The sequence below is a fragment of the Pseudomonas sp. DF11 genome (assembly GCF_058148565.1).
In genome coordinates, this window is sequence record NZ_JBYVYN010000001.1 from 843,888 (window position 1) to 870,371 (window position 26,484).

The 26,484-nt window shown below is 60.7% G+C and carries 20 protein-coding genes; 15 read left to right on the top strand and 5 right to left on the bottom strand.

The features are described 5' to 3' along the window. Position 1: 1 nt before the first annotated feature. The gene (locus tag AC30D9_RS03450; RefSeq protein WP_490143430.1) at positions 2-1,651 is read left to right on the top strand and encodes a cyclic peptide export ABC transporter; all 1,650 of its coding nucleotides are present in this window, start codon (positions 2-4) and stop codon (positions 1,649-1,651) included. Between the two features lie 178 nt (positions 1,652-1,829). Here the strand turns inward: AC30D9_RS03450 and fhuF are convergent, their stop codons facing one another. Continuing rightward, positions 1,830-2,519, bottom strand: a complete 690-nt coding sequence (fhuF, locus tag AC30D9_RS03455) for a siderophore-iron reductase FhuF (RefSeq protein ID WP_490143431.1) — start codon at positions 2,517-2,519, stop codon at positions 1,830-1,832. 199 nt (positions 2,520-2,718) lie between these two features. On the opposite strand from fhuF, the gene AC30D9_RS03460 reads away from it, so the two are divergent. The 4 genes from AC30D9_RS03460 (at position 2,719) to AC30D9_RS03475 (ending at position 8,273) form a co-directional block, all read left to right on the top strand. Then, a complete protein-coding gene (locus tag AC30D9_RS03460; protein ID WP_134924689.1) occupies positions 2,719-4,422 on the top strand; it encodes an ABC transporter ATP-binding protein/permease in 1,704 nt (567 codons plus the stop codon). A 234-nt stretch (positions 4,423-4,656) separates the two neighbouring features. Beyond that, on the top strand, positions 4,657-6,519 hold the full coding sequence (locus AC30D9_RS03465; protein WP_490143432.1) for an ATP-binding protein: 1,863 nt from the start codon (positions 4,657-4,659) through the stop codon (positions 6,517-6,519). A gap of 90 nt (positions 6,520-6,609) precedes the next feature. Then, positions 6,610-7,824: a porin gene (locus tag AC30D9_RS03470; RefSeq protein ID WP_307571934.1), complete on the top strand. Its 1,215-nt coding sequence runs from the start codon at positions 6,610-6,612 to the stop codon at positions 7,822-7,824. Positions 7,825-7,835: 11 nt separating this feature from the next. After that, positions 7,836-8,273, top strand: a complete 438-nt coding sequence (locus AC30D9_RS03475) for a type 2 periplasmic-binding domain-containing protein (protein WP_490143433.1) — start codon at positions 7,836-7,838, stop codon at positions 8,271-8,273. A gap of 34 nt (positions 8,274-8,307) precedes the next feature. On the opposite strand, the gene AC30D9_RS03480 is transcribed toward AC30D9_RS03475, so the two are convergent. Continuing rightward, positions 8,308-10,662 (bottom strand): putative bifunctional diguanylate cyclase/phosphodiesterase, encoded by a 2,355-nt coding sequence (locus tag AC30D9_RS03480; RefSeq protein WP_490143434.1) that lies wholly within the window; start codon positions 10,660-10,662, stop codon positions 8,308-8,310. Positions 10,663-11,043: 381 nt separating this feature from the next. Beyond that, positions 11,044-11,736: a type 1 glutamine amidotransferase domain-containing protein gene (locus tag AC30D9_RS03485; protein ID WP_490143435.1), complete on the bottom strand. Its 693-nt coding sequence runs from the start codon at positions 11,734-11,736 to the stop codon at positions 11,044-11,046. 313 nt (positions 11,737-12,049) lie between these two features. Between AC30D9_RS03485 and AC30D9_RS03490 the strand changes: the two genes are divergently transcribed. From AC30D9_RS03490 to AC30D9_RS03505, 4 genes are all read left to right on the top strand, one after another. Beyond that, entirely contained in the window at positions 12,050-13,048 is a 999-nt protein-coding gene (locus AC30D9_RS03490; protein ID WP_490143436.1) for a response regulator, read from the top strand. Positions 13,049-13,051: 3 nt separating this feature from the next. Further along, the gene (locus AC30D9_RS03495) at positions 13,052-14,011 is read left to right on the top strand and encodes a sensor domain-containing diguanylate cyclase (RefSeq protein WP_134924693.1); all 960 of its coding nucleotides are present in this window, start codon (positions 13,052-13,054) and stop codon (positions 14,009-14,011) included. Between the two features lie 18 nt (positions 14,012-14,029). Beyond that, on the top strand, positions 14,030-14,560 hold the full coding sequence (locus AC30D9_RS03500; RefSeq protein WP_134924694.1) for a cupin domain-containing protein: 531 nt from the start codon (positions 14,030-14,032) through the stop codon (positions 14,558-14,560). 144 nt (positions 14,561-14,704) lie between these two features. Then, complete coding sequence (locus tag AC30D9_RS03505; protein ID WP_490143437.1) at positions 14,705-15,931, top strand: zinc-dependent alcohol dehydrogenase; 1,227 nt, start codon at positions 14,705-14,707, stop codon at positions 15,929-15,931. Between the two features lie 86 nt (positions 15,932-16,017). On the opposite strand, the gene treA is transcribed toward AC30D9_RS03505, so the two are convergent. Beyond that, on the bottom strand, positions 16,018-17,643 hold the full coding sequence (gene treA / locus AC30D9_RS03510; RefSeq protein ID WP_490143728.1) for an alpha,alpha-trehalase TreA: 1,626 nt from the start codon (positions 17,641-17,643) through the stop codon (positions 16,018-16,020). A 263-nt stretch (positions 17,644-17,906) separates the two neighbouring features. Further along, on the bottom strand, positions 17,907-19,463 hold the full coding sequence (locus tag AC30D9_RS03515) for a carbohydrate porin (RefSeq protein ID WP_490143438.1): 1,557 nt from the start codon (positions 19,461-19,463) through the stop codon (positions 17,907-17,909). A gap of 169 nt (positions 19,464-19,632) precedes the next feature. Between AC30D9_RS03515 and AC30D9_RS03520 the strand changes: the two genes are divergently transcribed. The 6 genes from AC30D9_RS03520 to AC30D9_RS03545 all read left to right on the top strand — a co-directional run bounded on the left by AC30D9_RS03520 (position 19,633) and on the right by AC30D9_RS03545 (position 26,477). Next, on the top strand, positions 19,633-20,907 hold the full coding sequence (locus AC30D9_RS03520) for an ABC transporter substrate-binding protein (protein WP_490143439.1): 1,275 nt from the start codon (positions 19,633-19,635) through the stop codon (positions 20,905-20,907). 21 nt (positions 20,908-20,928) lie between these two features. Continuing rightward, positions 20,929-21,894 carry a carbohydrate ABC transporter permease gene (locus tag AC30D9_RS03525; RefSeq protein ID WP_490143440.1) on the top strand — a complete coding sequence of 322 codons (966 nt, stop codon included), beginning with the start codon at positions 20,929-20,931 and terminating at the stop codon, positions 21,892-21,894. Then, on the top strand, positions 21,891-22,733 hold the full coding sequence (locus tag AC30D9_RS03530; protein WP_134924699.1) for a carbohydrate ABC transporter permease: 843 nt from the start codon (positions 21,891-21,893) through the stop codon (positions 22,731-22,733). The genes AC30D9_RS03525 and AC30D9_RS03530 overlap by 4 nt, the downstream gene beginning before the upstream one ends. A gap of 31 nt (positions 22,734-22,764) precedes the next feature. Next, on the top strand, positions 22,765-23,910 hold the full coding sequence (locus AC30D9_RS03535) for an ABC transporter ATP-binding protein (RefSeq protein ID WP_490143441.1): 1,146 nt from the start codon (positions 22,765-22,767) through the stop codon (positions 23,908-23,910). Continuing rightward, a complete protein-coding gene (locus AC30D9_RS03540) occupies positions 23,907-25,409 on the top strand; it encodes a glycoside hydrolase family 32 protein (RefSeq protein WP_490143442.1) in 1,503 nt (500 codons plus the stop codon). The genes AC30D9_RS03535 and AC30D9_RS03540 overlap by 4 nt, the downstream gene beginning before the upstream one ends. 75 nt (positions 25,410-25,484) lie before the next feature. Next, the gene (locus AC30D9_RS03545) at positions 25,485-26,477 is read left to right on the top strand and encodes a LacI family DNA-binding transcriptional regulator (RefSeq protein ID WP_307571920.1); all 993 of its coding nucleotides are present in this window, start codon (positions 25,485-25,487) and stop codon (positions 26,475-26,477) included. Positions 26,478-26,484: the final 7 nt, after the last annotated feature.

Sequence of the window (26,484 nt, forward strand, 5' to 3'; positions counted from 1 at the left end):
AATGGATCTGTTGTTACTCATGGCTAAACGCTCATGGCGGGCACTGCTGGTGGCGACCCTGACGGGGCTGACCTGCGGGCTCGCGGCGGCCGGCCTGATCGCCAACATCAACCACAGCCTGGAGGTGTTCGATAAGCTGCGCCCGGCGGATGGCCTGCTCTTCGCCGGCCTGGTGGTGTTGGTCGCGGTGTCGCGGATCGTCTCCGACATCAGCCTGCTGCGCCTGGGCCAGGCCGCGGTCAACGACATGCGCCTGCACCTGAGCGCCAAGCTGATCGATACGCCCTACGCGCAATTGCAGCGCCTGGGCAAGCATCGCCTGCTGGCGATGCTCACCGACGATACGCAAACCATCAGCCAGGCGGTGGAATTGGTGCCGATCCTGCTGGTCAACGTCGGGATCATCGCCGCGTGCCTCGGCTACCTGGGCTGGCTCAGCATGCCGCTGCTGGGCCTGACGCTGCTGCTGATCGCCCTGGGCAGCCTGAGTTTTCACTGGCCGCAACGCCGGGCACTGACCTCGATCTCCCGTGCCCGCGAACTCAAGGACCAGTTGTTCAATCAATACCGCCTGCTCACCGATGGCAGCAAGGAACTGCAACTCAACCATCCACGCCGGCAACATTTCTTCACCCGCCTGCTGATACCGGTCAGCCAGCAATACCGTCGCGACTTCGTACGCGGCATGAGCATCTACGCCCTGGTGCTGAACTGGGGTAACGCGGTGTTCTACCTGCTGATCGGCGTGGTGCTGTTCGCCGCGCCGCATTTCATCGACCTGGGCGTAAGCCTGGTCACCGGTTATATCCTGGCGATCCTCTACATGATCACGCCGCTGTCGGAACTGATGCATGCCTTGCCGACTCTAGGCCGGGCCAGCGTGGCCCTGAACAAGATCCGCGCCCTGGAAGGCCAGATGCAAACCGCTGACGAGAGCATCGACACGATCTCGCCGACCCAGGTTCGCAGCCTGGTGTGCCGCCAGGTCACCCATACCTACTACCGCGAGCGCGAGGACGGGCATTTCACCCTGGGGCCCATCGACCTGACCCTCAATGCCGGCGAAGTGGTGTTCATCACCGGTGGCAACGGCAGCGGCAAGACCACCCTGGCCTTGCTGCTGACCGGGCTGTACCGGCCCGAAAGCGGCGACATCATGCTCGACGAGCAAGTGTCCTCGAGCAACGACAATCACCATTACCGGCAGCATTTCTCGGCGATCTTCACCGACTTCTGCCTGTTCGAGAACCTGTTCGATGGCGATGACCCGCACCTGATGAAACAGGCCCAGGACTATCTGGTGCACTTGCAGTTGGACCACAAGGTGAAAATCGAGGAAGGCAAACTGACGACGCTGGCGCTGTCCACCGGGCAACGCAAGCGCCTGGCGCTGCTCAGTGCGTACCTGGATGATCGCCCCTGCTATCTGTTCGACGAATGGGCGGCCGACCAGGACCCGGTGTTCAAGCACTTTTTCTACACCCGGATCCTGCCGGATCTGCGCGAGCGCGGCAGATTACTGATCGTGATTTCCCACGACGACGCCTACTTCGGCCTGGCCGACCGGCTGATCCGCATCGAACATGGCAAGCTCAGCGAAGTCGCTCCGCAGGCTGATACGCCGCGCCTGGCTGAAATGCTGTCCACCTGAGAGTGCGCCCCCCATTCCAGGGCGCCCCCCAGTCCAAATGTGGGAACGAGCTTGCTCGCGATGGCGTCGGCACATTCAGCATTGATGCCAGCTGACCCGCCGCTATCGCGAGCAGGCTCGCTCCCACAGGGACTTGCTGTGCCAGAAAAACCAAGGGGGGTAAGGATTGAACTCGCGCTCAACCCTCCTCATAGATGTAACGCAGATAGCTCACCTGCTCTGCCAGCGGCAGGCGGTGCAGCTTGGGGCAGGATTCGCAGAGCACCGGCGGTTGGCCTTCGACCGGTTCGTGCAGTTGGTAATGCAGGCAGCAATGCCGGCGCAAGGGCAGGCACGGGCAAATCTGCGGTGCCGGTGACTCGACCATGCGTTGCAGGCCGCGCAACTTCAAGCGTCCATCGTTGACCGTGACCGGTTCCAGCCACTGGTGCGCCTCGGCGAAGCCGTCCCTGGACAGGTCGGGGTCCATCCTGGCGAACGCCCCGTCCCAGATGGCGACGAAGTTGCCCCACAATATCTTCGGAGCCAGGCCACCGGCAGCGGCCAGGGTGCCGAACAACGGCGCCAGGTGCTCGTGGACCAACCGCGACCAATACACTGCCCGGCCATCCGCGCCCAAGGCCGACAGCCCGGCGGCCAGGCCCAACGCCGAAGGTTGACCGTCGTCGTGCAACAGCACCGCGTCCTCGCCCCAGAACTCGATCGCGCAATGGCGCGTAAGCACACAGGCCAGGGTGGCCGGCAGGACAAGGCTCATGTAGTTCATCGACCACTGTGAAACCACGGCGGCGCGGTTCACCCCTGGGTAACGCAAGGCAAACCGGGCCAGCAAGGGTTGCAGTACCGCAGGGTCGGCAAGCTGGCTCAACGCGACGCAAGGCTGATCGCCAGGTTCCTGCCGGATGACCCGCTGTATCGGCGGCCAGGCCTGGTTAAGCCATTCTGGAAATTCGATAACGGGGCTCCCGTGGCTTTCCCTAATTAATGCAAACGATTAGCATTGGCTGATCCTATCCTCCCTCCCCTGCAAACTCAACGTCGTTAGCGACCAGGCTCATCAAGACCCCATGCACACACTTCGCAATTTCTGGCGTCTCGCGCGGCCTTTCTGGGCATCCGAGGAGAAATACCCGGCCCTGTTGCTGCTGTTGGCTACCGTGGCGATGACCCTGTGCCTGGTTGGCGTCAATATCCTCACCAACTTCTGGAACCTGCATTTCTATAACGCCTTGCAGGCCCTGGACTACCACGGCTTCATCGTGGGCAGCCTGCAGTTCATCCTCCTGCAGATCGGCATGGCCGCCTTTACCGTGGGCGCGTTCCACTTCCAGCAGAAGCTGACCATCCGCTGGCGGCGCTGGGCGACCCGCAACATGCTCGATCAATGGCTGGGCAGCCAGCGCTACCAGAAGCTGAAACTGACCGAGACCGACGTCGACAACCCCGACCAGCGGATTGCCGAGGACATCGACCTGTTTATCGTCAAGTCGCTCAAGTTGAGCTTGGGCCTGTTGACGTCGGTGGTGTCGCTGTTTTCCTTCCTGCATATCCTCTGGCAGGCTTCCAGCCTCGTCAGCGTGCCGTTCAACGACCAGTCGGTGGTCATTCCGGGACTGCTGGTGTGGATCGCCCTGCTGTATGCACTGCTGGGCACCGGCCTGGCCTTCTGGTTGGGACGCGCGTTGCCCAGCCTCAATTTCATGCAGCAGCGGCGTGAAGCGGATTTCCGTTTCTCGCTCATCCGCCTGCGGGAGAACGCTGACTCAGTGGCGCATTACCGAGGCGAAGTCGTGGAGAACGAACGCTTCAACCAACGCCTGGAGGCGGCGCTGGAGAACTTCTGGGCGCTGGTGAAGAAACAGAAGCTGATCATGGGCTACTCGACCTTCTACTTGCGCAGCGCGACGGTCATCCCGATGTTCATCATGGCGCCACAGTTCTTTGCCGGGGCCTTCCCCCTCGGCCGCCTGACACAGATAAGCGCAGCCTTTGGCGAGGTGCACGCGGCCATCGCCTACCTGGTGAGCGTGTTTCCGGAACTGTCTGAATGGAAATCGGTGATCGACCGGCTGGTCGGCTTCCAGGAGCGCCTGGACAACGTCGAGGTCAAGTCCCAGGTCAGGTTCGAGCAGCAAGCCAGCGGCCTCGACATCAAGGACCTGGACATCTGGTTGCCGAACGGCCGGCCATTGTTCAAAGGCTTCAACCTTTCCCTCAAGCCCGGTGACAGCCTGATGATCAGTGCGCCGTCCGGCTACGGCAAATCGACGCTGATCCGCACGATTACCGGGCTTTGGCATCACGCTCGCGGCTCAAGCGGCTATGACCGTGAGCGTGCCCTGACACTTTCGCAGAAACCCTACCTGCCGTTGGGCAGCCTGCGCGAAGCACTCTGGTACCCCAACCCACCCCGCCGCGAAGAGGATGGCGCGCTGCGCCAGATCATGGAGCAAGTCGGCCTGCAACACCTGGCCGAGCAGTTGGAAGAGGAACGGGACTGGGCACAGACCCTCAGCGTCGGCGAACAGCAACGCTGCGCGTTCGTCAGAGCCCTGCTGGCCCGTCCCACGGTGCTGTTTCTCGACGAAAGCAGCTCGGCGCTGGATGCGGCAAACGAAGCGCGCTGCTATCAACTGCTCAAGCAGACACTGCCGGACACGATCCTGATCAGCGTCGGGCACAGCGCCTCCCTGGAGCACTTCCATTGGCAAGTCCTCGAATTGCAGGACGAGGCGCAGTGGGTGCATCGAAGGGTCAAGCAAGCGGTGTGAGTCCGCCAGGACAAACGCTGAACCTCTTGTGGCGAGGGGATAAATCCCCCCGCCACACAATCCTCCGAGCCCCAGTCAATCGAAACTCTCTTCGCACATTGGCATACAGAGTTTGTGGTCTATAGTTGCTGACAGATTCAGGATTTCGCTCGGACCCTCAGGAGCAACACCCCCCGAGCCGTAACCGTGTCGGGCCCACCAGCCTTCGGTAGTGAACAATGCAGGGAGCACACCATGCCGATCCAGCGGCCTGAGACACTGAGGTTGGCCCCTGGCGCTGTCCATCGCGTGCAGGCCGATGGCGCTACCGAAGCCGGCGTCCTTCGGCGCGGCTTCGACCAGGCCAAGGAAGCCTACATTCTGTTCCCGTTGCTGGCTGCGCTCCTGTTGCTGGCCATCTGGACCGCGACGCTGTATCTGATCAAGGTCGAACATATCCGCGCACAGCAGAGCGCGGCGACGGCAAGCCAGGAGATGGGCGCCACCTACGAAGCGCAAATGTTGCGCGCCATTCACGAAATCGATCAAACCCTCAAGCTGGTCAAGTACACCTACGAAGCCGAGGGTGAGCCTAATCCCCTGCGCCGCCTCCAGGAACGGGCCTTGCTGCCGCCGGCCTTGGTGTTTGACGTCAGCGTGGTCAATCCGGACGGCAGGCTCGTGGCAAGCACCCGGGTCAACGACCGGGAAAACATCGCTGACCCGGATGAGCAGCAAACGCTGCGGCACAGCGACTCACTGTCCATCAGTCACCCATGGAAAAGCCCTGTCACCGGAGAATGGCGCTTGCGCTTCAGCCGGCGACTCAACGCGGCGGATGGCGGGCTTTCCGGGATCGCCAGGGTCGAGGTCGATGCCGCCTATTTCGTCAGCAGCTACGACGCCTCGAAACTCGGCGACCAGGGTGCGCTCGGACTCCTCGGCACCGACGGCATCTTCCGCGTGCGGCGCACCGGGGAAACGGTACTGGCCGGTGATACGGTCGATTACACCGCCGTGGTGCCGGACACTGAAAACACCGAGGCGGTGCTCTCGGTCAATGGCTGGGACGGGGTGCGGCGCTACACCAGTGCCCGTCAGCTCTATGACTTGCCGCTGGCGGTGATCGTGGGGTTGTCCGAAGAAGAACAACTGGCCGCGGTGAACCAGCAAGCGCGAACCTATCTCTGGCGCGCCGCGGGCGGCAGCCTGGTACTGGTGCTGTTGGTGGGCTTGCTCGCCCGGATGAGCTGGCAACTGGCACAAAGCCGTTTGCGCGCCGCCGAAGCCCAGACTCAACTGGCCGCGGCCGCACGCCAGGCCGGCATGGCCGAAATCGCCACCAACGTCCTGCACAACGTGGGCAATGTGCTCAATAGCGTGAATATCTCCGCCGACCTGGTCACCCGCAAGCTGCGCACCAGCAAGGCCTTGGGGCTTGGCAAGGCGGTACAAATGATGAACGAGCATGCCGAGGACCTCGGCGACTTCATCTCCCACGACGAGAAAGGCAAGCTTCTGCCCAGCTACCTGAACCAACTGGTGGACGCGCTGGCCCTCGAACAACAGAGCATGACCGAAGAACTCGGCCAACTGAGCAAAAGCGTTGATCACATCAAGGAAATCGTCGCCGCCCAGCAATCGTATGCAGGCACCTCCAGCCTTGTCGAAACCGTGCAGATAAAGGAACTGATCGAGGATGCCCTGCGCATGAACGCCGGCATCATCGCGGCGCATCGAATCACCGTGGTGCGCAACCTGGCCGAAACACCCGTGCTGCAACTGGACAAGCACCGGGTGTTGCTGATCCTGATCAACCTGATAAAAAACGCCAGCAGGGCCATGGATGACCGGCCGGAGTCTGCCCCTCAAATCATCCTGCGCAGCGAGATCCCCCAAGAAGGCACCCTGGTGATCAAGGTCATCGACAACGGCGAAGGCATCGCGCCCGAGAACCTGACACGGATCTTTGCCCATGGCTTTACCACACGCAAGGACGGCCATGGCTTTGGTCTGCACAGTTGCGCCCTGGCGGCCATGGAGATGGGCGGTTCGCTGGAGGCCCATAGCGATGGCCCGGGAACAGGGGCGACCTTTACGCTCAAATTGACGGTCTAGAACGCTTCGCTGCGTGGTAGCGCGCAGTTTCAGCCAACGTTACAAGGAACAGACGAATGGCGATCCACGCAACGAGGTTACCTTGAGCCCATGGTAAACAAGCCCAATGCAATGGCCCTGGTAGTCGTGACGCTGTACGTCGGCGTCGCCAGTGCTGACGCGGCCGATATGTTCTCGCTGAGCAGTTTCGGCACGGTGGGGATCGTCCATTCCAGCGAGAAAAAAGCCGACTTCACCTCCAGTATCTTCAAGCCCAATGGCGCAGGGCATTCACGCAACTGGAGCGCCGACGTCGACAGCCTGATCGGTGCCCAACTGACCACCACCTTCACCCCGCAGCTTTCGGCCGTGGTGCAGGTCATTTCCGAGCAGCGTTACGACAACAGCTACCGCCCCTTCGTCGAGTGGGCCAACATCAAGTATCAGTTCACACCGGATTCCAGTGCACGCGTCGGTCGCACCGTATTGCCGGTTTTTCTGCTCTCCGACACCCGAAAAGTGGGATACACCCTGCCCTGGGTGCGTCCGCCGATGGAAGTCTACAGCCTGATTCCAATCACCAGCAGCGACGGCGTAGACCTCAGCTATAGATTCCATGTCGATGAAATCACCAACACCGTGCAGGGTAATTACGGCCAGCACGACAGCCGCCAACCCGACGGGGCCGGCAAGGCGATGGCGAGGAACCTTTGGGGCATTACCAACACCACCGAGTCCGGCGCCCTGACCACCCGCGTCACCTACATGAGAACCCACCTGACCGTGGAGCAATTCAACTCACTCTTCGATGCATTCAGGGCATTCGGCGCAGAAGGTGATGCTATCGCCGATCGTTACGACTCCGACGGCACACCCGTCGATTTTTTCGGGGTGGGCGCCAGCTATGATCCGGGCAACTGGTTCGTCATGAGCGAATGGGGGCGCCTGAGTAGCCGTTCCGCGCTAGGCGAAAGAAGCGCCTGGTACGTCAGCGGCGGTTACCGAATCGATGCGTTCACGCCCTACCTCGCTTACGCTCGCTCCAAGACGGAGTCTGACACCTGCGCTTCGGGCTTGACGGCTTCCACCGGGGCTGCGGCCAGCCTCAACGGTGCCCTCAATTCCATCCTGGGCTCGGACGAAGGCCAGCAAACGCTTTCCCTTGGCGTGCGCTGGGATTTCACAAAAAACATGGACGCCAAATTACAGTACGATCACACCCGTCTTAAGGGCGCCTCCGTTGGTCCGTTGATCAATACCGAGCCGGACTTCGAGTCCGGAGGCTCGTTCAGCGTGATCAGCCTAGCTATCGATTTTGTATTCTGATGGAGCAGGTCATGTGGTTCGTGAGGCTCATCGGATTCGCCGTAGCGGGGCTCGCCATGTGCGCGGCCAGCGCCGCCGTCAAGGCCGATGTGGTGGTGGTCGTTGCCACGTCCAGCCCGGTCAAGGCACTCGGGCGCAACCAGGTGGCGGATATTTTCCTGGGCAAGATCAGTCGTTTCCCCGATGGTAGACAGGCCGTTCCGATCGATCAGGCTGAGAACTCGGCGACCCGCGACGAGTTCTATACAACGTTCACCGGCAAGTCCGCGTCCCAGCTCAAGGCGCACTGGTCGAAAATCATCTTTACTGGCCGGGGCCAGCCGCCGCAGGCTGTTTCGAGCAGCGCAGAAGTCAAGAAACGTGTGGCCGAGAATCCCGACACCATCGGCTACATCGACGCTCGGGAGGTGGACGGCAGCGTCAGGGCACTGCCACTCGATCCGCAATGAGCGCTCATCGTGACTCAAGCTGTCGAACCCTTGCCTATCCCGGCTGTGCTTGCAGCAACATCGTGAACTGATCGGCGGGCACCGGCCGGTTAAAGTAAAAACCCTGAAATTCGTCGCAGGCATTTTCCCTGAGGAAATCGGCCTGTTCCTTGGTTTCCACACCTTGGGCAACCACGGTCAGACTGAGGGTTCTACCCATTGCAATAATGGCCTCGGTCAAGGCTTTGTCTTCCGACACACTGGTGACATCACAGATAAATGAGCGATCGATCTTGATGGAGTCGAGCGGAAATTGCTTGAGGGCAGAGAGCGAAGAATAACCGATACCGAAATCATCAATGGCGATCCGGATCCTCAGGTGTTTAAGTCCGGTCAACACACTCAACGCTCTTTTGACATCCTGCATGAGCAGGCTTTCAGCGATTTCGAGCTCCAGCAGACTGGCCTCCATACCGGTTTCAGCCAGTATCGCAGCGAGGTCCGTGAGTAAATTCTCATCGGCGAACTGGCGCGCAGTCAGGTTCACGGCCATCCCCAGATGCGGCAGGCCTTGTTGTTGCCAGGCAACGTTTTGCAGGCAAGCGGTCTTGAGTACCCATTTGCCGATCGGCACGATTAAACCGGTCTCTTCGGCAATCGGAATGAACTGCATCGGCGCGACGATGCCCAGGTCGGGGTGATCCCAGCGCAGAAGCGCTTCCATGCCGGTGATCTGGCCGCTGCGAATATCTCGCTTGGCCTGATAGTGCAGCTGGAACTCCTGACGCTCCAGGGCATGGCGCAAGCTCAGCTCCAGTGTCAGTCGTTCCAGTGAGTCTGTGTTCAGCTTCTCGGAATAGAACTGGAAATTGTTCTTGCCTTGTTGCTTGGCCTGATACATCGCGATATCGGCATTTTTCTTGAGCGTCTGCTCATCCAGGCCATCCTGCGGAAAGACACTGATACCGATACTGGCGGTTACACGGAACTCATGGCCCTGGAGGTTAAAGGGCCGGGCAATGGTGGACAGGACTTTCTGGGCGGTGATCGCCACGTATTTGTCCTCGGACAGCTCTGGCAGCAATATCACGAATTCGTCGCCGCCCAGTCGGGCGACGGTATCGCTAGCCCGCAGACAGGCCGTGATTCGCTGTGCGACTTCTTGCAGCAACTGGTCGCCGGCATCGTGCCCAAGCGTGTCATTGATGAGCTTGAAACGGTCGAGGTCAAGGAAAAGCACCGCCAGTTGCCGATGATAACGGCTTGCCTCGCTGATACTCTGACTCAACATCTTACTGAACAGACTGCGATTGGGCAGCGACGTCAAGCCGTCGTGATAAGCGAGGTACTCGACGCGTTCGGCGTAGGCTATTTTCGCTTCGGCGGCTCGCAAACGGCTTTGCACCAGTTGCCAGCTCATCCGGCTCAACAGACTCACCAACAATACCAGCAACAGGCTTGCGCCCGCCGCCCTCCACAGATAGGTGTGTGCTTGTCGATTCACCGCCGACAGTTGCTCCTCCTCGGATAAACCGACAATGATCGCCAGCGGATAATCGTAGAGTTGGCGGGCACTGGTGTAGCGCCGTACGCCGTCCCATCCATTGATCGCGAGCACCGCCTCGGTGGTTTCATCGTCCGGTACCACTGTCACGTAATCGACCGTATCACCGGCCAGTACCACCTCCCCGGTGCGCCGCACGCGGAAGATGCCATCGGTTCCGAGCAGCCCGAGTGTGCCCTGATAGCCGAGTTTCGAGGCATCGTAACTACTGACGAAATAAGCCGCATCGACCTCGACCATCGAGATCCCGGAGAACGCGCCGTCCGCCGAATTGAGACGCCGACTGAAACGCAGCTTCCATTCCCCCGTTACAGGATCTTTCCAGGGACGGCTGACCGACAATGCACTGTCACGCTTCAACGCTAGCAGCTCATCCTCAGCGATCCTGCTTCCAGCCTCGCTCGGCTGCGTACTCGCGACGACCAGGCCATCCGAATCAACCACGCTGACGTCAAACAGGAAAGGCGGCGGCAACAGTGCCCGCGCCTTGAGTTTGGGCAGCGGGTTTTGTTCCCCTTCGGACTCGTAGGTGTATTTGACGAGCTTGAGGGTCTGATCGATTTCACGCACGGCCCGCAGGATTTGCGCTTCGTACGTGGCCGCGATTTCCACACTTGCCGCGGCGGCGCTCTGCTGCGCGCGCACCTGTTCGACCTTGATCAGGTACAAGGTGGCCGCCCAGATGCTCAGCAACAGGAAAACCGCCAGCAGCGGAAATAAAATGTAGATTTCTTTGGCTTGGTCAAACCCGCGCCGAAACAGGCTGTTCGTGGTAGCTGAAACAGAGTTTGCAGAAAGGGCGATATCAGTGGCCGACCTCAGTATATTCGACCGTTGGACCGGCATGGTGTGCTCCCTGCATCACTTCACTGCTGACGGCTTGCGGGAATCCGACGCGGTTACGGCTCAAGGAGTCAATTGCTCCTGATCGGCCACACGAAAGGATTCCGGGTCTGGTGAAAACTATAGACTACAAACTGCGTCTGTCAGGGCCAGGGCTTACTAGAGGGCCAGAGCGCTATTTTCAAGCAATCGCATCAATGTGATGTTGGCGGTTATCAGGCTCCCCCCCAGGGAGCCCCCTGCTGCCAGGATTTTATTGTCGGGTTGTCTTTTGCGTAGCCATATCCATTTCTCTTTTAAAGTAAGGATGGGGCTACAGATATAGGGTGAAAACCTCTCGCCTCACTACTGTCAGAGATGACAGTAGTGACAGGCGGCATGTCCTCAGGCCGTTTCTTCCTGCACCAGCCGCTTGAGCAGCGCTTTGGCGGCAGCTTCGGATGAAGCCGGATTCTGACCCGTGATCAAATGCCCATCCTCGACCACATAGCTCGCCCAGTCGGCAGCCTTGGAATACTCGCCGCCTTTGGCTTTGAGCATGTCCTCCACCAGAAACGGCACCACGTGCGTCAACCCCACGGCCTCCTCCTCGGAGTTGGTGAACCCGGTCACCTTCTTGCCTTTCACCACAGGCTGGCCATCCGGGGCTTGAACGTTCTTGAAAACGCCAGGGGCATGGCAAACAGCAGCCACAGGTTTATTCGCGGCATAAAAGGCTTCGATGAGGGTCTTCGAATCCGTGTCCTCGGCCAGATCCCAGAGCGGTCCATGACCTCCAGGGTAAAACACCGCATCGAAGTCATAGGGGTCAATCTCGCCCAGCGGCACCGTGCTGGCCAGTACCGCTTGGGCCTTCGAATCACTGCGAAAACGGCGAGTAGCCTCAGTCTGGGCGTCCTCTTCATCGCTTTTAGGGTCCAGCGGCGGCTGTCCGCCCTTGGGAGAGGCAAGCGTGACGGTTGCCTTGGCGTCGACAAATACGTAATAGGGAGCAGCGAATTCTTCCAGCCAAAATCCGGTTTTCTTGCCGGTATCGCCCAACTGATCGTGGGATGTAAGGACCATTAGAATGTTCATATGAGCCTGTCCTCCAAGTGTTGACGGGCAGCGAGATCGCCACCCTGCACTACTTTCAGAGGTCGCCCGGGAGCAGACGTTCAGTGGGCGTCACGATGCCCCTTCCAACCGGCCGGCTCCGATGAATTTTCCGGGACTCTCGTTTTACCAGCTGACAAGTACTACGGGGCCGGGCAAACCGCGTAACGGCCCATCCGGGCGGCCTGCTGGGTGTTTTTCCTGGTAAATCCTGTGCATCCGCGGGTCTTTGCTACCCTATGGTATGACGCATGTAAGCGTTTCCCTGATATCCAACTCCAAAAAGAGTGCATTTGTGTCAGTGATTCCCCTAGTGGTGTGTGACGACTCCAACATGGCCCGCAAACAGGTCCTACGTGCTCTGCCCGCGGACTGGCCGGTGTCCGTTACCGAGGCCGTCAATGGTCGCCAGGCCATGGACGCCATACGCCAAGGCCTGGGGCAAGTTGTGTTACTCGACCTGACCATGCCGGAGATGGATGGCTACCAGGTGTTGAGCGCTTTGCGCGCCGAAGGATTGAAGGCGCAGGTCATCGTGATCTCCGGTGACGTCCAGGATGAAGCGGTACGCCGCGTGCTCGAGCTGGGCGCACTGGCGTTCCTGAAAAAGCCTTTCGACGAAAACGAACTGTGCCAGACCCTCACCCGGGTGGGACTGTTGACCCAACCCGGCAAGGTGCCGCTGCAGAATCGTTCGGCAACGAACACGGCCATCAGTTTTCACGATGTGTTCCGCGAGACAGTCAACGTCGCCATTGGCCAGGCAGCCGCCCTGATCGCCAAGGTCTTGGGCGTCTTTGTGCAACTGCCAGTGCCCAATGTGAACATCCTCGAAGTCGGTGAGCTGCATATGGCACTGAACGATGCCAGCAGCTCACAGCAACTCACGGCTATCTGCCAGGGTTTTATCGGCAGTGGCATCGCGGGTGAAGCCCTGCTGATGTTTCACGACTCGGAAATCGCCGACATCGCACACCTGATGCAACGCCAGAGCAGCGACTATTCCGACCTGGAAATGCTGCTGGACCTTTCCAGCGTCCTGATCGGAGCTTGCCTGACCAGCATTGCCGATCAGATCGATGTGGGATTCTCTCAAGGTCACCCACAGATTCTGGGCCAACACGCGGCGATCGATGAGCTGATCCGAGTCAACCGCAAGCGCTGGAAAAAAACCCTGGCAGTGGAAATCAGCTACAGCCTGGAAGGGCACGATATTCGTTTCGACCTATTGCTGCTGTTCACGGAGGACTCCATCGAACGGTTGACCCACAAACTCGCCTATCTGATGAACTGAGCCATGAACGATTCCATTGATCTGAACGAGTTTCACTGGTTGCTTGCCGTGGTTCAGAGCATCGATGTCGGTGTGGTGGTGCTCGACCGCGACTACCGCGTGCAGGTCTGGAACACCTTCATGGAGAACCGCTCCGGGGTGCAGCCAAAGGATGCCCACAATCAGCTTATCTTCAGCCTGTTCCCCGAAATCGATCGCCAATGGTTCAGCCGCAAAGTGGAAAGCGTCGCTACCCTCGGCACGCCAGCCTTCACCGTCTGGGAGCAGCGGCCGTATCTGGTGCGGTTCGAGAACTATCAGCCGATCACCGGCAATGAAGAATTCATGTACCAGAACACCACGCTGTTACCGCTGCGCTCGCCCGACAACAACATCAAGCATATCTGCCTGGTGATCTATGACGTCACCGACGTCGCCACCAACCGGCATCAGTTGCAAGCCGCCAATGCGCAACTGCAACGGCTCTCCAGTACCGATCGCCTGACGGGCCTGTACAACCGCGGCCATTGGGAGGAAAGCCTCAGGGCCGCCTATGCCCGGCACCAGCGCTATGGCAATGCGTTGAGCCTGGTGATGCTCGATATCGACCACTTCAAGCGGGTCAACGACACTTACGGTCATCAGGCCGGCGACAAAGTCATCGAGCAGGTCGCCAGGCTGCTGCGCGAGCACGCGCGCGACTCCGACGTGGTCGGGCGGTATGGCGGCGAAGAGTTTGGCGTGGTGCTTTCGGATACCGACAGCAGCGGTGCGCAAACTTTCGCCGAACGCATGCGTCACTCCATAGAGGCGCTGGTGGTGATGTACAACGACCAACGAATTCGTTTCACCATCAGCCTGGGGGTGGCCGACCTGAGCCAAGCCTCGAACAGCCACGCCGACCTGATCGCCTGGGCGGACCAGGCGCTGTATACGTCGAAGAAGACCGGGCGTAACCGGGTGACGGTGTACGAGCAGGCTTAGCCTGCGGGAGATTGTTCTATGAGCACATTGAATGCAGTTTCGGATTCCGTACAGGCCCTGATATTGGAACGCAACGGCTGGGTACCCAACAACCCGCGCCTGCCCGTGCTTGTCTACCCCGGCGCCATTGCCGTTCGGGACGGCGATGCGGCGGCGTTGATCGAAGAGACTTTCCGCACCAATGGTTGGCCCCCGCAATGGCGTTACGGGATTTACAGCTACCACCACTACCATACCGAAGGCCATGAGGTGCTAGGCGTCGCCAGTGGCCAGGCGCGCTTGATGATTGGCGGTCCGCAGGGACATGTCCTTGAGGTAAAAGCCGGCGACGTATTGCTGCTCCCCGCCGGTACAGGCCACTGCAACCTGCACGCCAGCGAGGATTTCCTGGTGGTCGGCGCCTACCCTCCCGGCCAACAGGCCGACATCTGCCGTGAAGCACCGAGCGAAGCCCAACTGACGAAGATCGCCAGCCTGCCATTTCCCGACAGGGATCCGGTGCAGGGGCGCGAAGGGGCTGTCGTCCGGTGTTGGACAAGCCGGCGATAGCACCCAGGCGGCGCTATCAGAATCCGTCCAAAAGTACTCTCGCAACACAAAGCGACCGCTAGTCCCACGGCCCGTCATCTCTCTGAACTTCCGTCCGGAATCGCCCCTCTGCCCTTTACCAACTATCGAGAGAGGCAGGACGTCATGAGAGCACTTACCTATCACGGTGCCCACAGTGTGAAAGTCGATACGGTCGCCGACCCCATCCTGGTGGACAGCGACGACATCATTCTGCGCGTTACCGCAACGGCGATTTGCGGTTCCGACCTGCACCTCTATCGCGGGAAAATTCCCGCCGTCGAGCACGGCGATATCTTCGGACATGAGTTCATGGGCATCGTCGAGGAAACGGGTTCAGCGGTGACCGCAGTGCAACCCGGCGACCGTGTGGTGATTCCGTTCGTGATCGCCTGCGGCAGCTGTTTTTTCTGCCAGATGGATCTGTTCGCCGCCTGTGAAACCACCAACACCGGGCGTGGCGCGATCCTGAACAAGAAGGCCATTCCACCGGGCGCGGCGCTTTTCGGTTTCAGCCACCTGTACGGCGGCATACCGGGCGGCCAAGCCGAGTACGTACGTGTTCCGAAGGCCAACACCGGGCCGTTCAAGGTGCCGGGGACCCTGTCGGACGAAAAGGTCCTGTTCCTCTCGGACATCTTGCCGACCGCGTTTCAAGCGGTCACCAACACAGGGATCGGCAAGGGTTCGAGTATCGCGATCTACGGCGCCGGGCCCGTCGGTCTGTTGAGTGCCGCTTGCGCGCGGATGTTGGGCGCCGACCAGATCTTCATGGTCGATCATCATCCCTATCGCCTGGCCTACGCGCAGCAAACCTACGGCGTGATTCCGATCAACTTCGATGAAGACGACGACCCTGCGGACACGATCATTCGTCAGACCAGAGGAATGCGCGGCGTGGACGGTGTGGTCGATGCGGTGGGCTTCGAAGCCAAGGGCAGCACCACCGAAACGGTACTGGCTACGCTCAAGCTCGAAGGCAGCAGCGGCAAAGCGCTGCGCCAATGCATCGCGGCAGTCAGGCGCGGCGGCGTGGTGAGTGTGCCGGGGGTGTATGCCGGCTTCATCCACGGCTTCCTGTTTGGCGATGCGTTCGACAAAGGCCTGACCTTCAAGATGGGCCAGACCCACGTGCAGCGTTATCTGCCCGAACTGCTTGGCCATATCGAGACCGGTCGCTTGTCCCCTGAGGTGATCATCAGCCACCGGATGTCGCTGGAGCAGGCCGCCGAGGGCTACAAGCTTTTCGACAAGAAGCAGGAGGATTGCAGGAAGGTCATTTTGACGCCGGGCAGCCCGCACGTGGCGTTGCCGGAGGGTGATGTTCTGAACGGTGCGATGGCGCTTACTTGAGACTTGGCGAGTTCATGGTGGTGAGGGGAACCCAAGGGCTGCTGCGCAGCCCGGCGGGAGCAAGCCCCCTCGCCACGGTGTTCAGTCTACGGCCTGGTGGTGAGTGGGGTTGCGCCATACTTGCTCATCAGTTTCAGCGTCACCCCGTTGGTCCAGCCGAAACCGTCCTGCAACTCATACTCGCCGCCTCCCCCACCATTTCCCTGGCCGGATAAATCGTATTTCTCCACCAGCTTGTTCTCCTTGCGGTAGAGGTTCTGAACCTGCTGCAAAAAGCCGCTGCCAATCTGCTGCGCCAGCGCCGTTTGCTGGTAGCGGTCCAATCCCTCCACTGCCACCCATTGCAGCGGTGCCCAGCCGTTGGGCTCATCCCACTGCTGGCCGTTGCTGACCTGGGTGGTGGCGATGCCGCCGGGGCGCAGCAGGCCTTCGCGTACCGCATCGGCGGTGCGATTGGCGTGCTCGCCGGACGCCAGCCCCGTGTACAGCGGGAACAGCGTCGCGGCCGTGAGCTGTTGGCGTTGCTGGTTGCGTTGCCAGTCGTAGTCCCCATAGAAGCCTTTGTCGGCATTCCACAAGTGCTTCTCGATGGCATGTTGGCGCAGCTCTGCACGCCGACCGTAAGTCTGGACGCAGGAGACGTTCTGCACCGTCTCGCAAGCTTTGACGATGGTGTTTTCGAGATGATAGATCAGGCTATTGAGGTCCACGGGCACGATGGCCGTGGTGCGTATGCTCGCCAGGTTCTGGTCATCGTCCAACCAGCGGGAACTGAAATCCCAGCCACTTTCGGCACCGGCGCGCAGGTCACGCCAGACCTCTTCCTTGGGCCGGTGCGGCACTCGCTCGGCAGTGCTGACATCTTGCAACCAGGATTCCTGTCGAGGCGTCGGGCTGGCATCCCAATAGCGATTGAGCACACTGCCATCGGCGAGTTTGACCACGTGTCGCGCGGCCGCGCCGGGTTTGAGCGCCTGGGCGCCCTCCATCCAGTAGGCATACTCTTTCTGCAACTGTGGCAGGTAGCGCCCATAGGCCTGGTCGCCTTCGATTCGCGCCTGCAACTCCACCATATAGGCAAAGAACGGCGGCTGCGACCGGCTCAGGTAGTAGGTGCGATTGCCATTGGGAATATGGCCGTAGGTGTCGATCATGTAGGCGAAATTGTCGGTCATCTGCCGGATCTGCGCCTTCTCGCCGCTTTGCTCAAGCCCCAGCATGGTGAAATATGAATCCCAGTAATACATCTCGCGAAAACGTCCGCCGGGCACCACATAGGGTTGTGGCAGGGGCAGCAAGCTGCTGTGGGCCGGCACCTGGCTGTAGGATCGGCTCAGTACGGGCCAGAGGCTGTCGATGTGTTCCTTGATCGGCGCGCCGGGCTTGGGGGCCGGACTTTCGGCTTGACCGGACTCGATGAAGTTGTCTTTCACGAAGGCCTTGATATCGAAGCCCTCGCTGCCACGCTGGGCCAGGTAATCGGCGCGGATCTGCGCCGGATCACGGTTGGGCAGTGCGTCCACGAAATGCTTCTGGTCGGTGAACACCTGCTCGCGCTGCACCGCTTCAAAGAGCTCGGGGTAGGCTTGGTCGGGAGGGAGATTGGCCCGTCCTTGGGCGTCTGCATAGCTCCATGTCGCGGGAGGTTGGCTTGAACACGCTACGCACAGCAGCGCGGCAAAGGAAAGGCTGGTGAGGTCCATCGGTCGCATCGGCGGCTCCATCATGTTGTCGTTCCTGACAAACGAGTGACATGAGCGGCTGGACCTGGGTTCATTAAATGATCTTCGATAGCCTCACTCGTCCTGACTCAACGCATTCCATTGTCCGTTGAAGACGCTGCCGTTCTGTATCGAGGCCAGGGGCACACCGACCATGGACGGCCTGGATGATGTCTTTCGACCGGCCCCAGGCCTGGCAGGTTGATCCTGGGTACGGTAGTCCCAGTCCTTCTAAAAGCAACCCGCCGGTTGCATCAGAACCAGGTTTCCATCTGCATGCCGTATTGCCAGACGCCACCGGCGTTGAAGTCGGTCTTGCCGAAGGAATCCGTGGTGCTGTACCGGTCCAGGTCCGACGACCAGTTCATCACGCTGGCGAACAGGCGTAGCTCGGGACGCGTGAGCAGATCGCCCAAGTCAGGCTTGAAGGTCGGGGCGACCGTGAACTTCCAGAAGTTACCGTCGACCGCATTGCGTTGCAGGTAGCCCTTGGGGTCGAGTTGCATGGTTTGCCAACTCACCTCGTAGGCCATTTCGAAATTGCTGTTGATTTCGTTGGCCAACCGCACGTTCAGGGTCATCCAACGGTAGTCGTCGCCCTTGACGTAGCGGTCCTTGCTTTGCTCGGCCAACAGGCTCGGGCCGATGCGCCAGTTGGGCGCCAGGGGCGTCTCGCCGTACAGCGCCACACGCAGGGCGCGGGCATCGTCGATCAGTTCGCCATCGGCGCCGATGTTCTTGACCTCGGCCCCCAAACCCTGCCCATAGAGCAGCGCGGTCTTGAAGAAGCCCTCGCGGCCGAAGAAAGTTTTCTGGTGATTGGCGACCATGCTGTGCAAGCCGGAATCGGCCGGCGTCAGCCCCGCTTCATTGGTGCGGGTGCCGAAGTCGTTTTTCTTCGAACCAATGGCGTTGAACATCCACTGCCACTGCCCACCGTCGAAAAACTGGTTGGACGTCAGGATGTAGCTTTCCACATCGGCATTGACGCCGCCCTCGCTGAAATCCCCGTAGTTACGACCGATCAGCGAATAATTCGAGCGCCAGTTCTTGTTCATCTGCACGTCGTAGATACCGCCGCCGGTGCCGGCCAGGTAGACAACATCGGAATCCAGCCAATGGATGTCGAAGTTGTCCCTGTCGAAGCGCTTGCCTGCCCACAGGGTGGAGTTTTCGAACATCGAGTTGCCCTTGAATGCCGCCAGGTGATCGAGTTCGGTAAACACCTGGCGCACGTTCAGGTTGCTTTCCTCGGCGGTCCAGTCGTTGGAACTCTCCACGCCATCGGCGATGGACACCGTGAATTTGGAACGGGTGCCGTTCTGCGCGTACAACTCTTTCGACAGGTCGATGCGCATGTAGGTGTCGTCCTCGTTGCCTAGTCGCCCGACGGCGCCACCGACAGAGCCGGCGGGGGTGGTATACGGGCCGCCCCGACCGCCGCCCAACCCATCATTGATCAGCAACCCGGAGCGGGCGTAGCCCTTGAAGCTGAAGCCGTCAGTGAGGTGTGGGCCACTGCCCTGCTTTTCCGTGCTTTGCTGGCGGGCTTCGAGTTTGGCCAGGCGTGCATCCAGCGTGGGGGCCTCAGCGGTGGACACCGACGGTTGCATGGCGGGCGCGGCGAGTTTGATTTGCTGCAGTTCCCTGGCAAGCGCCTGGGTTTGTTGTTCGGCAGCGGCGGCACGTTTTTCCGCTGCGCTGGCACGGGCCTCGAACGCTGCCATGCGCTCTTCCAGAGTCGCGGCCTGAGAAGTGGCCGTCGAGGCGCCGAGCACGCTTGCGAGTAGCCAGCTTGATGCTTTCTGCATGTGGATTTCCCTGTTTTGTTTTTATTGTTCTGTTGCCGCGAGCGGTCTTTTTCACCCAGGTTCTGAATTGTCAAACCTAAGGAAAAAAAGGATGCCTCATCGCAAATACATTGCTACATTTGGCGATGTTAACGTTAACTTTTCTAAAAACAAAAATAAAGAGGGCTTTATGAAACAGCTCAAATCGCTCCTTCCAGCGGCGCTGCTCGGCCTTTGTGTCGGGTTTCCGTCCCTCTCCACAGCCGCCAACCTGACGATTTCCTGCGGTGCCGTGGGTGCTGAATTGCAGCTTTGCAAGGAAGCCGTCGAGGCGTGGTCGAAGCAGACCGGCAACAGCGTCGAGGTGGTTTCCACGCCTAACTCGGCGACCGAGCGGTTGTCGTTCTATCAACAGATCCTCAGCGCGCAGTCCAGCGACATCGACATCATCCAGATCGACATGGTGTGGCCGGGAATGTTGGCCAAGCATTTGATGGATCTGCGCGAGGTGCTGCCTGCCAACGCTACCCAGGGTTACTTCCAGGCCCAGGTGGACAACGCCACGGTGAACGGCCGCCTGGTGACCATGCCGTGGTTCACCGACTCGGGGTTGTTGTATTACCGCAAGGACCTGCTCGATAAATACAACAAGCCCGTGCCCCAGACCTGGGAGGAAATGACGGCGACCGCCAGGACAGTCCAGCAGGCCGAGCGCGATGCCGGGAACGCCAATGCCTGGGGTTATGTATTCCAGGGACGCGCCTACGAAGGCCTGACCTGTAATGCCCTGGAGTGGATCAGCAGCCAACCCCAAGGCGGGCTGGTCAACGCGCAAGGCGACATCGTGGTCAACAGCCCGGCCTCAAGGGCGGCGTTGACCCTGGCCAAGAGCTGGGTCGGGGACATCGCCCCCCGTGGCGTGCTCAATTACACCGAGGAGGAAGGACGCGGCGTCTTCCAGTCAGGCAATGCGCTGTTCATGCGTAACTGGCCGTATGTCTGGGCCCTGGTGCAAAGCCAGGACAGCGCCGTCAAAGACAAGGTCGGCGTCGCTCCCCTGCCCCGCGGCGGCGCGACGGGTACCCACGCGTCCACCCTCGGCGGCTGGGGCCTGGCGGTATCGCGCTACAGCGCCAATCCCAAGCTCGCCGCAGAACTAGTGAGCTACCTGAGCAGCGCCCAACAGCAGAAACACCGGGCCTTGGTTGGCGCCTATAACCCAGTGATCGAATCGCTGTACCAGGACCCCGAATTGCTCGCGGCCATGCCTTATTACAGCCAACTGCGCAGCATCCTCAATGATGGGGTCATGCGCCCCGCTTCAATCACCGCCGACCGCTATCCACGGGTCTCCAATGCGTTCTTCGATCAAGTGCATGGCGTGCTGGCGGGCGAGCGGCCGGTGGATCAGGCGCTGGCCGAACTGGAAAGCGAACTCACGCGCATCAAACGCCGGAACTGGTAAGCCACAAGGAAGGAAATCACCATGTCTGTCTCCACTACACTCGCCCTCGGCGACGATGAGCACCTGCTCACCCGGGAAACGCCGGTACAACGCCGTCGCGTTCGCGCCGCCTGGCTGTTCCTGACCCCGATGCTGCTGTGCCTGGCCCTGGTGGCGGCCTGGCCGCTGTTGCGCACATTCTGGTTCAGCCTGACCGACGCCAGCCTGGCCGACACCGGCGATGCAAGCTTTGTCGGCCTGAGCAATTACCTGTTGTACAACGGCTCCGGCTGGTCAGGCCTGCTTGTCGACCCACAGTGGTGGAATGCGGTGCGCAACACCTTGCATTTCACCGTGGTGTCAGTGGGATTGGAAATCGTCCTGGGCCTGCTGGTGGCGTTGCTGCTCAACGTCCAGTTCAGCGGACGCGCACTGGTGCGGGCGTTGATCCTGATTCCCTGGGCGATCCCGACCATCGTCTCGGCGAAGATCTGGTCATGGATGCTCAACGACCAGTTCGGCATCATCAATCACCTGGTGCTGAGCCTCGGCCTGATCGACGCGCCCCTGGCCTGGACCGCCGACGCCGATCTGTCGATGTGGGCGGTGATCATCGTCGACGTCTGGAAGACCGTGCCCTTCGTCACCCTGCTGATGCTGGCGGCCTTGCAGATGTTGCCCAGCGACTGCTACGAAGCCGCCAGGGTCGACGGCATTCATCCGCTGAAAGTGTTCTGGTGGGTCACGCTGCCGCTGCTGATGCCAGCGTTGCTGGTGGCGGCGATCTTCCGCATCCTCGATTCCTTGCGGGTGTTCGACGTCATCTACGTGCTGACCTCGAACTCGTCGAGCACCATGAGCATGTCGGTCTATGCCCGCCAGCACCTGGTGGAGTTCCAGGATGTCGGTTACGGCAGCGCCGCCTCGACCTTGCTGTTCCTGGTCGTTGCGGTGATTGCCATGGCTTACCTGTACCTCGGACGCCGTCAGCTGGAGGTCCGCTCATGAGCCCGCGCCTGCTAAAAAAAAACCTGCTGCGTCTCGGGTTCTGGTGCCTGATCGGGATCTTGCTGGTGTATGCGGTCTTCCCCTTCTACTACGCCATCGTGACATCGCTGAAGCCATCCAGCGCCTTGTTCCAGGTGAGCTACTGGATCGATAACCCGGACTTCTCCAACTATGCCGCCGTGCTCAACCAGGCCTCGTTCCTGCGGGCCATCGGCAACTCACTGGTGGTGGCGCTGTGCGTGGTCACACTGGCGCTGTTCCTCAGCCTGACCGCCGCCTATGCCCTGGGCCGGGTGAAGTTTCGCGGACGCGGTACGGTGTTGATGATGGTCCTCGGTGTTTCGATGTTTCCGCAAGTCGCGGTGCTGTCGGGATTGTTCGAGGTGATCCGTGCCCTGGGCCTGTACAACACGTCCTGGGCGTTGATCCTGAGCTACACGATTTTCACCCTGCCCTTCACCGTCTGGGTGCTGACCACCTTCATGGGGCAACTGCCTCATGAGCTGGAAGAGGCCGCCATCATGGACGGTGCGTCACCCTGGGTCACGCTGACCCGCGTGCTGCTGCCGCTGCTCTGGCCGGCGCTGGTCACCACCGGCCTCCTGGCCTTCATCGCCGCCTGGAACGAGTTTCTGTTTGCCCTGACCTTCACCCTGACCGACTCGCAACGCACGGTCCCGGTCGCCATCGCGCTGATTTCCGGGGGCAGCCCCCATGAGCTGCCTTGGGGCCTGTTGATGGCGGCGTCGGTGCTGGTCACGGTCCCATTGGTGATTCTGGTGCTGATCTTCCAGCGCCGCATCGTTTCCGGCCTCACTGCCGGCGCGTTAAAGGGTTGAGGCCCAACACAGACAAGAAAGGAACAGCATCGTGATCAAGTTGAAGCTGGACAACGTGAACAAAAAACTGGGCGGCGCACGCATTCTTCGCGACGTCAGCCTGGAGATCTCGGCGGGTGAATTCGTGGTCTTCGTCGGCCCTTCGGGCTGCGGAAAGTCGACCCTGTTGCGATTGATCGCCGGACTGGATTCGATCTGTGGCGGCGACCTGCTGATCGACGGGCGCCGGGTCAACGACTTGGAACCGCGCGAGCGTGGCGTCGGCATGGTGTTTCAGTCCTATGCGCTGTACCCGCACATGAGCGTCTACGACAACATCAGCTTCGGCCTCAAGCTGGCCAAGACCGAAAAGACCAGCCTGCGCGAGCGGGTGCTGAAAACCGCGCAGATCCTGCAATTGGACAAACTGCTGCAACGCAAGCCAAGGGAACTGTCGGGAGGCCAGCGCCAGCGGGTCGCCATGGGCCGGGCCATGGCACGGGAACCGGATATCCTGTTGTTCGACGAACCGCTTTCCAACCTGGACGCCTCCCTGCGCGTGCAGATGCGCAACGAAATCGCCCGGCTGCATGGGCGACTGGGCTCGACCATGATCTACGTGACCCACGACCAGGTCGAAGCGATGACCCTGGCCGACAAGATTGTCGTGCTCAATGGCGGGCGCATCGAGCAGGTCGGCTCGCCACGGGAACTCTACGAGCGTCCGGCCAGCCGTTTTGTCGCCGGTTTCCTCGGCTCGCCCAAGATGAACTTTCTGCCGGCACGCCTGCATACTCCCGGCGAAACCAGCCTGATCGATAGCCCTTTATTGGGGATGACATCCCTTCCCTTCGACAGCGCCCACCTGGCAGCGGACAGCCTGCTGACCCTCGGGGTTCGCCCGGAACACGTGTCGCTCATAGCCGCGCAGGGAAACGCGGGAGTCGTCGTGGCCGCGGTCGAATACCTGGGCAGCGAGACCTACGTGCACCTGGAGACAGGCGAGGATGAACCCTTGATCTGTCGCTGTGAGGTCAACGCCGGATGGCACGTGGGCGATCGGGTTGAACTGCAACTGGCGTTCGACAATCTGCACCTGTTCGATACCGACGGTACAGCCCTGAGACGCCATCCTGCCGTCATTGAAGTCCTTGCGCAGGACATCCCCCAGCGCTCGCCAAAAGCAGGCGCTCTATGACCCTGTCTGTGAATACCATGAACGCCCCCATGCCAACTCCCCTCGAACGCGCGCAGCAAGCGCTGAGTGACAGTCAGTCCCGCGTCATCGACGATTATCGACCTGACTATCATCTGGCGCCTGTCGCGGGCTGGATGAACGACCCTAACGGGGTGGTGTTTTTTCGTGGCGAATACCACGTGTTCTACCAACACCACCCCTTCGACGCCAAATGGGGTCCGATGTACTGGGGTCACGCCAAAAGCGCCGACCTGGTCCACTGGCAGCACCTACCTATTGCCCTGGCACCGGGGGATGACTTCGACCGCGACGGCTGTTTTTCCGGTAGCGCGGTGGTGTGTGGCGACACCCTGGCGCTGATCTACACCGGGCACACATGGTTGGGAGAAGTCGGCGATGAACGTCTGATCCGCCAGGTCCAGTGCCTGGCCACCAGTGTCGACGGCGTCCGGTTCGTCAAGCATGGCGCCGTCATAGAGGACGCGCCGCAAGCCGCGATCATGCACTTTCGCGACCCCAAGGTCTGGCAGGCGGATGGCTATTGGTACTTGATTGCTGGCGCGCGCCTGGGCGACACGCCGCTGCTGCCGCTGTTCCGCTCCACCGACCTTCGCGCCTGGGAGTTCCTCGACTACGTGTCCAGCGGCAACGAGGGCGATGGCTACATGTGGGAATGCCCGGACCTGTTTCGCCTCAACGGGCGCGACGTACTGCTGTACTCCCCCCAGGGCATGCAATCAGCAGGTTACGACCGGCTCAACAAGTACCAGACCGGTTATCGCATTGGCCGGCTCGACAGTGAATGGCACTTCACCGGCGGGCCGTTCATCGAACTGGATAACGGCCACGATTTCTATGCCGCGCAAACGCTGGAGGCCGCCGATGGTCGGCGCCTGGTCTGGGCCTGGCTGGACATGTGGGAAAGCCCGATGCCGAGCCAGGCCCATCACTGGTGCGGCATGCTTGGCCTGCCCCGCGAACTTGAACTGCAGGGCGATCGCCTTGGCGTGTTTCCGGCGCGGGAACTGGTCGCGCTGCGCCAGGCGCCGTTACCGAGCATCGCGCCGTGGGGCGAGTCGGGTAGCCGCTGGGTACCGCAGGTGGAAGGCGACAGGCTCGAAATCCACGTGCACCTGGATCTGCTCGGCTGCACCGAAGGCCACCTGGGCATCGCCTTGCGCTGCAGTGCCGATGAGCAGGAGCAAACCCTGCTTTACTACGACGCGTCACTGCAACGCCTGGTGCTCGATCGCAGCCGCTCGGGCGCCCAGGTGACCGGCCAGCGCAGCGTGTCGATAGAACGGGCACAAACGCAACTGCACCTGCGGGTGTTTCTCGATCGCTCGTCCATCGAAGTGTTTGAGGAAAACGGCCGCTTCAGCCTCAGCAGCCGCCTCTATCCGCGGCCCGACAGCCTCGGAGTGAAACTGTTGGCAAACGGCACCGGCGGGCGCGTCGCCATTCCCAAGGCGTGGCCGTTGGCCTCGGGCTGGCTGTGAGTACCGCCATTGGAGTCGCGAGAAGCCCGGGCCCTGTGTCATGATTCTGCGTCAACCTGACTGGCCGCACCTCGCATGACTTCCGTGAAAGACGTTGCACAGCTGGCCGGCGTATCCCTGATGACGGTTTCGCGAGCGCTCAACACACCGGAAAAACTGAGCCCCGAAACCCTTCAGCGGGTGCGTCGCGCCATTGATGAACTGCAATTCGTACCGAGCCTGTCGGCCCGCAGGATGCGCGGCGACAACCTGCAGGCGCGCACCATCGGTGTGTTCGCATTGGACACCGCAACCACGCCATTCGCCGTCGAGTTGCTGCTGTCCATCGAACAGACCGCGCAGCAGGCAGGCTGGAACGTCTTCATTCTCAACCTGCTGAGCAACCCGCCCACCGACCAGAACATCGACCTGATGCTGTCCCACCGCCCCGACGGATTGATCTTCAGCGCCATGGGATTGCGCCAGGTGAGCATTCCCGAACGACTCAAGAGCAAACCGCTGGTACTCGCCAACTGCCTGGCAGACGACAACCAATTGGTCAGTTATGTGCCGGATGATGAAGCTGGACAGTATCGAGCCATGGCACATGCGTTGAGCCAAGGCTATCGGCGCCCGCTGTGCATCAATTTGCCCAGGAAGAGTGTTGCCTGGCGCCTGCGCCAACAAGGCCTGCAACGTGCCTGCCAGGCATTCGCGCTCGCGCCCGAGGCACTCCTGCAATACGACCTTTCCGATCACGACGCCTATGGTGAAACCGCCGCCATTCTTGACCGGCATATCGTCGACGGCCGTCCGCAATTCGACATCCTGGTCTGCGGCAACGACCGCATTGCCTTTTGTGCCTATCAGCTGTTGTTGGGCCGTGGCCTGAAGATTCCCGACGATGTCGCTGTGCTCGGTTATGACAACATGATCGGCATCGCCGAACTGTTCATCCCGCCACTGACGACGGTACAACTGCCGTACTACGAGATCGGTCGCCAGGCTGCCCGGCACCTGATCGAGAGCCTCGAGGTATCGGGCCCCCAGCCCGTGGATTGCCCACTGGTAGTCAGGGCGTCGCTCTAAGGTCAAT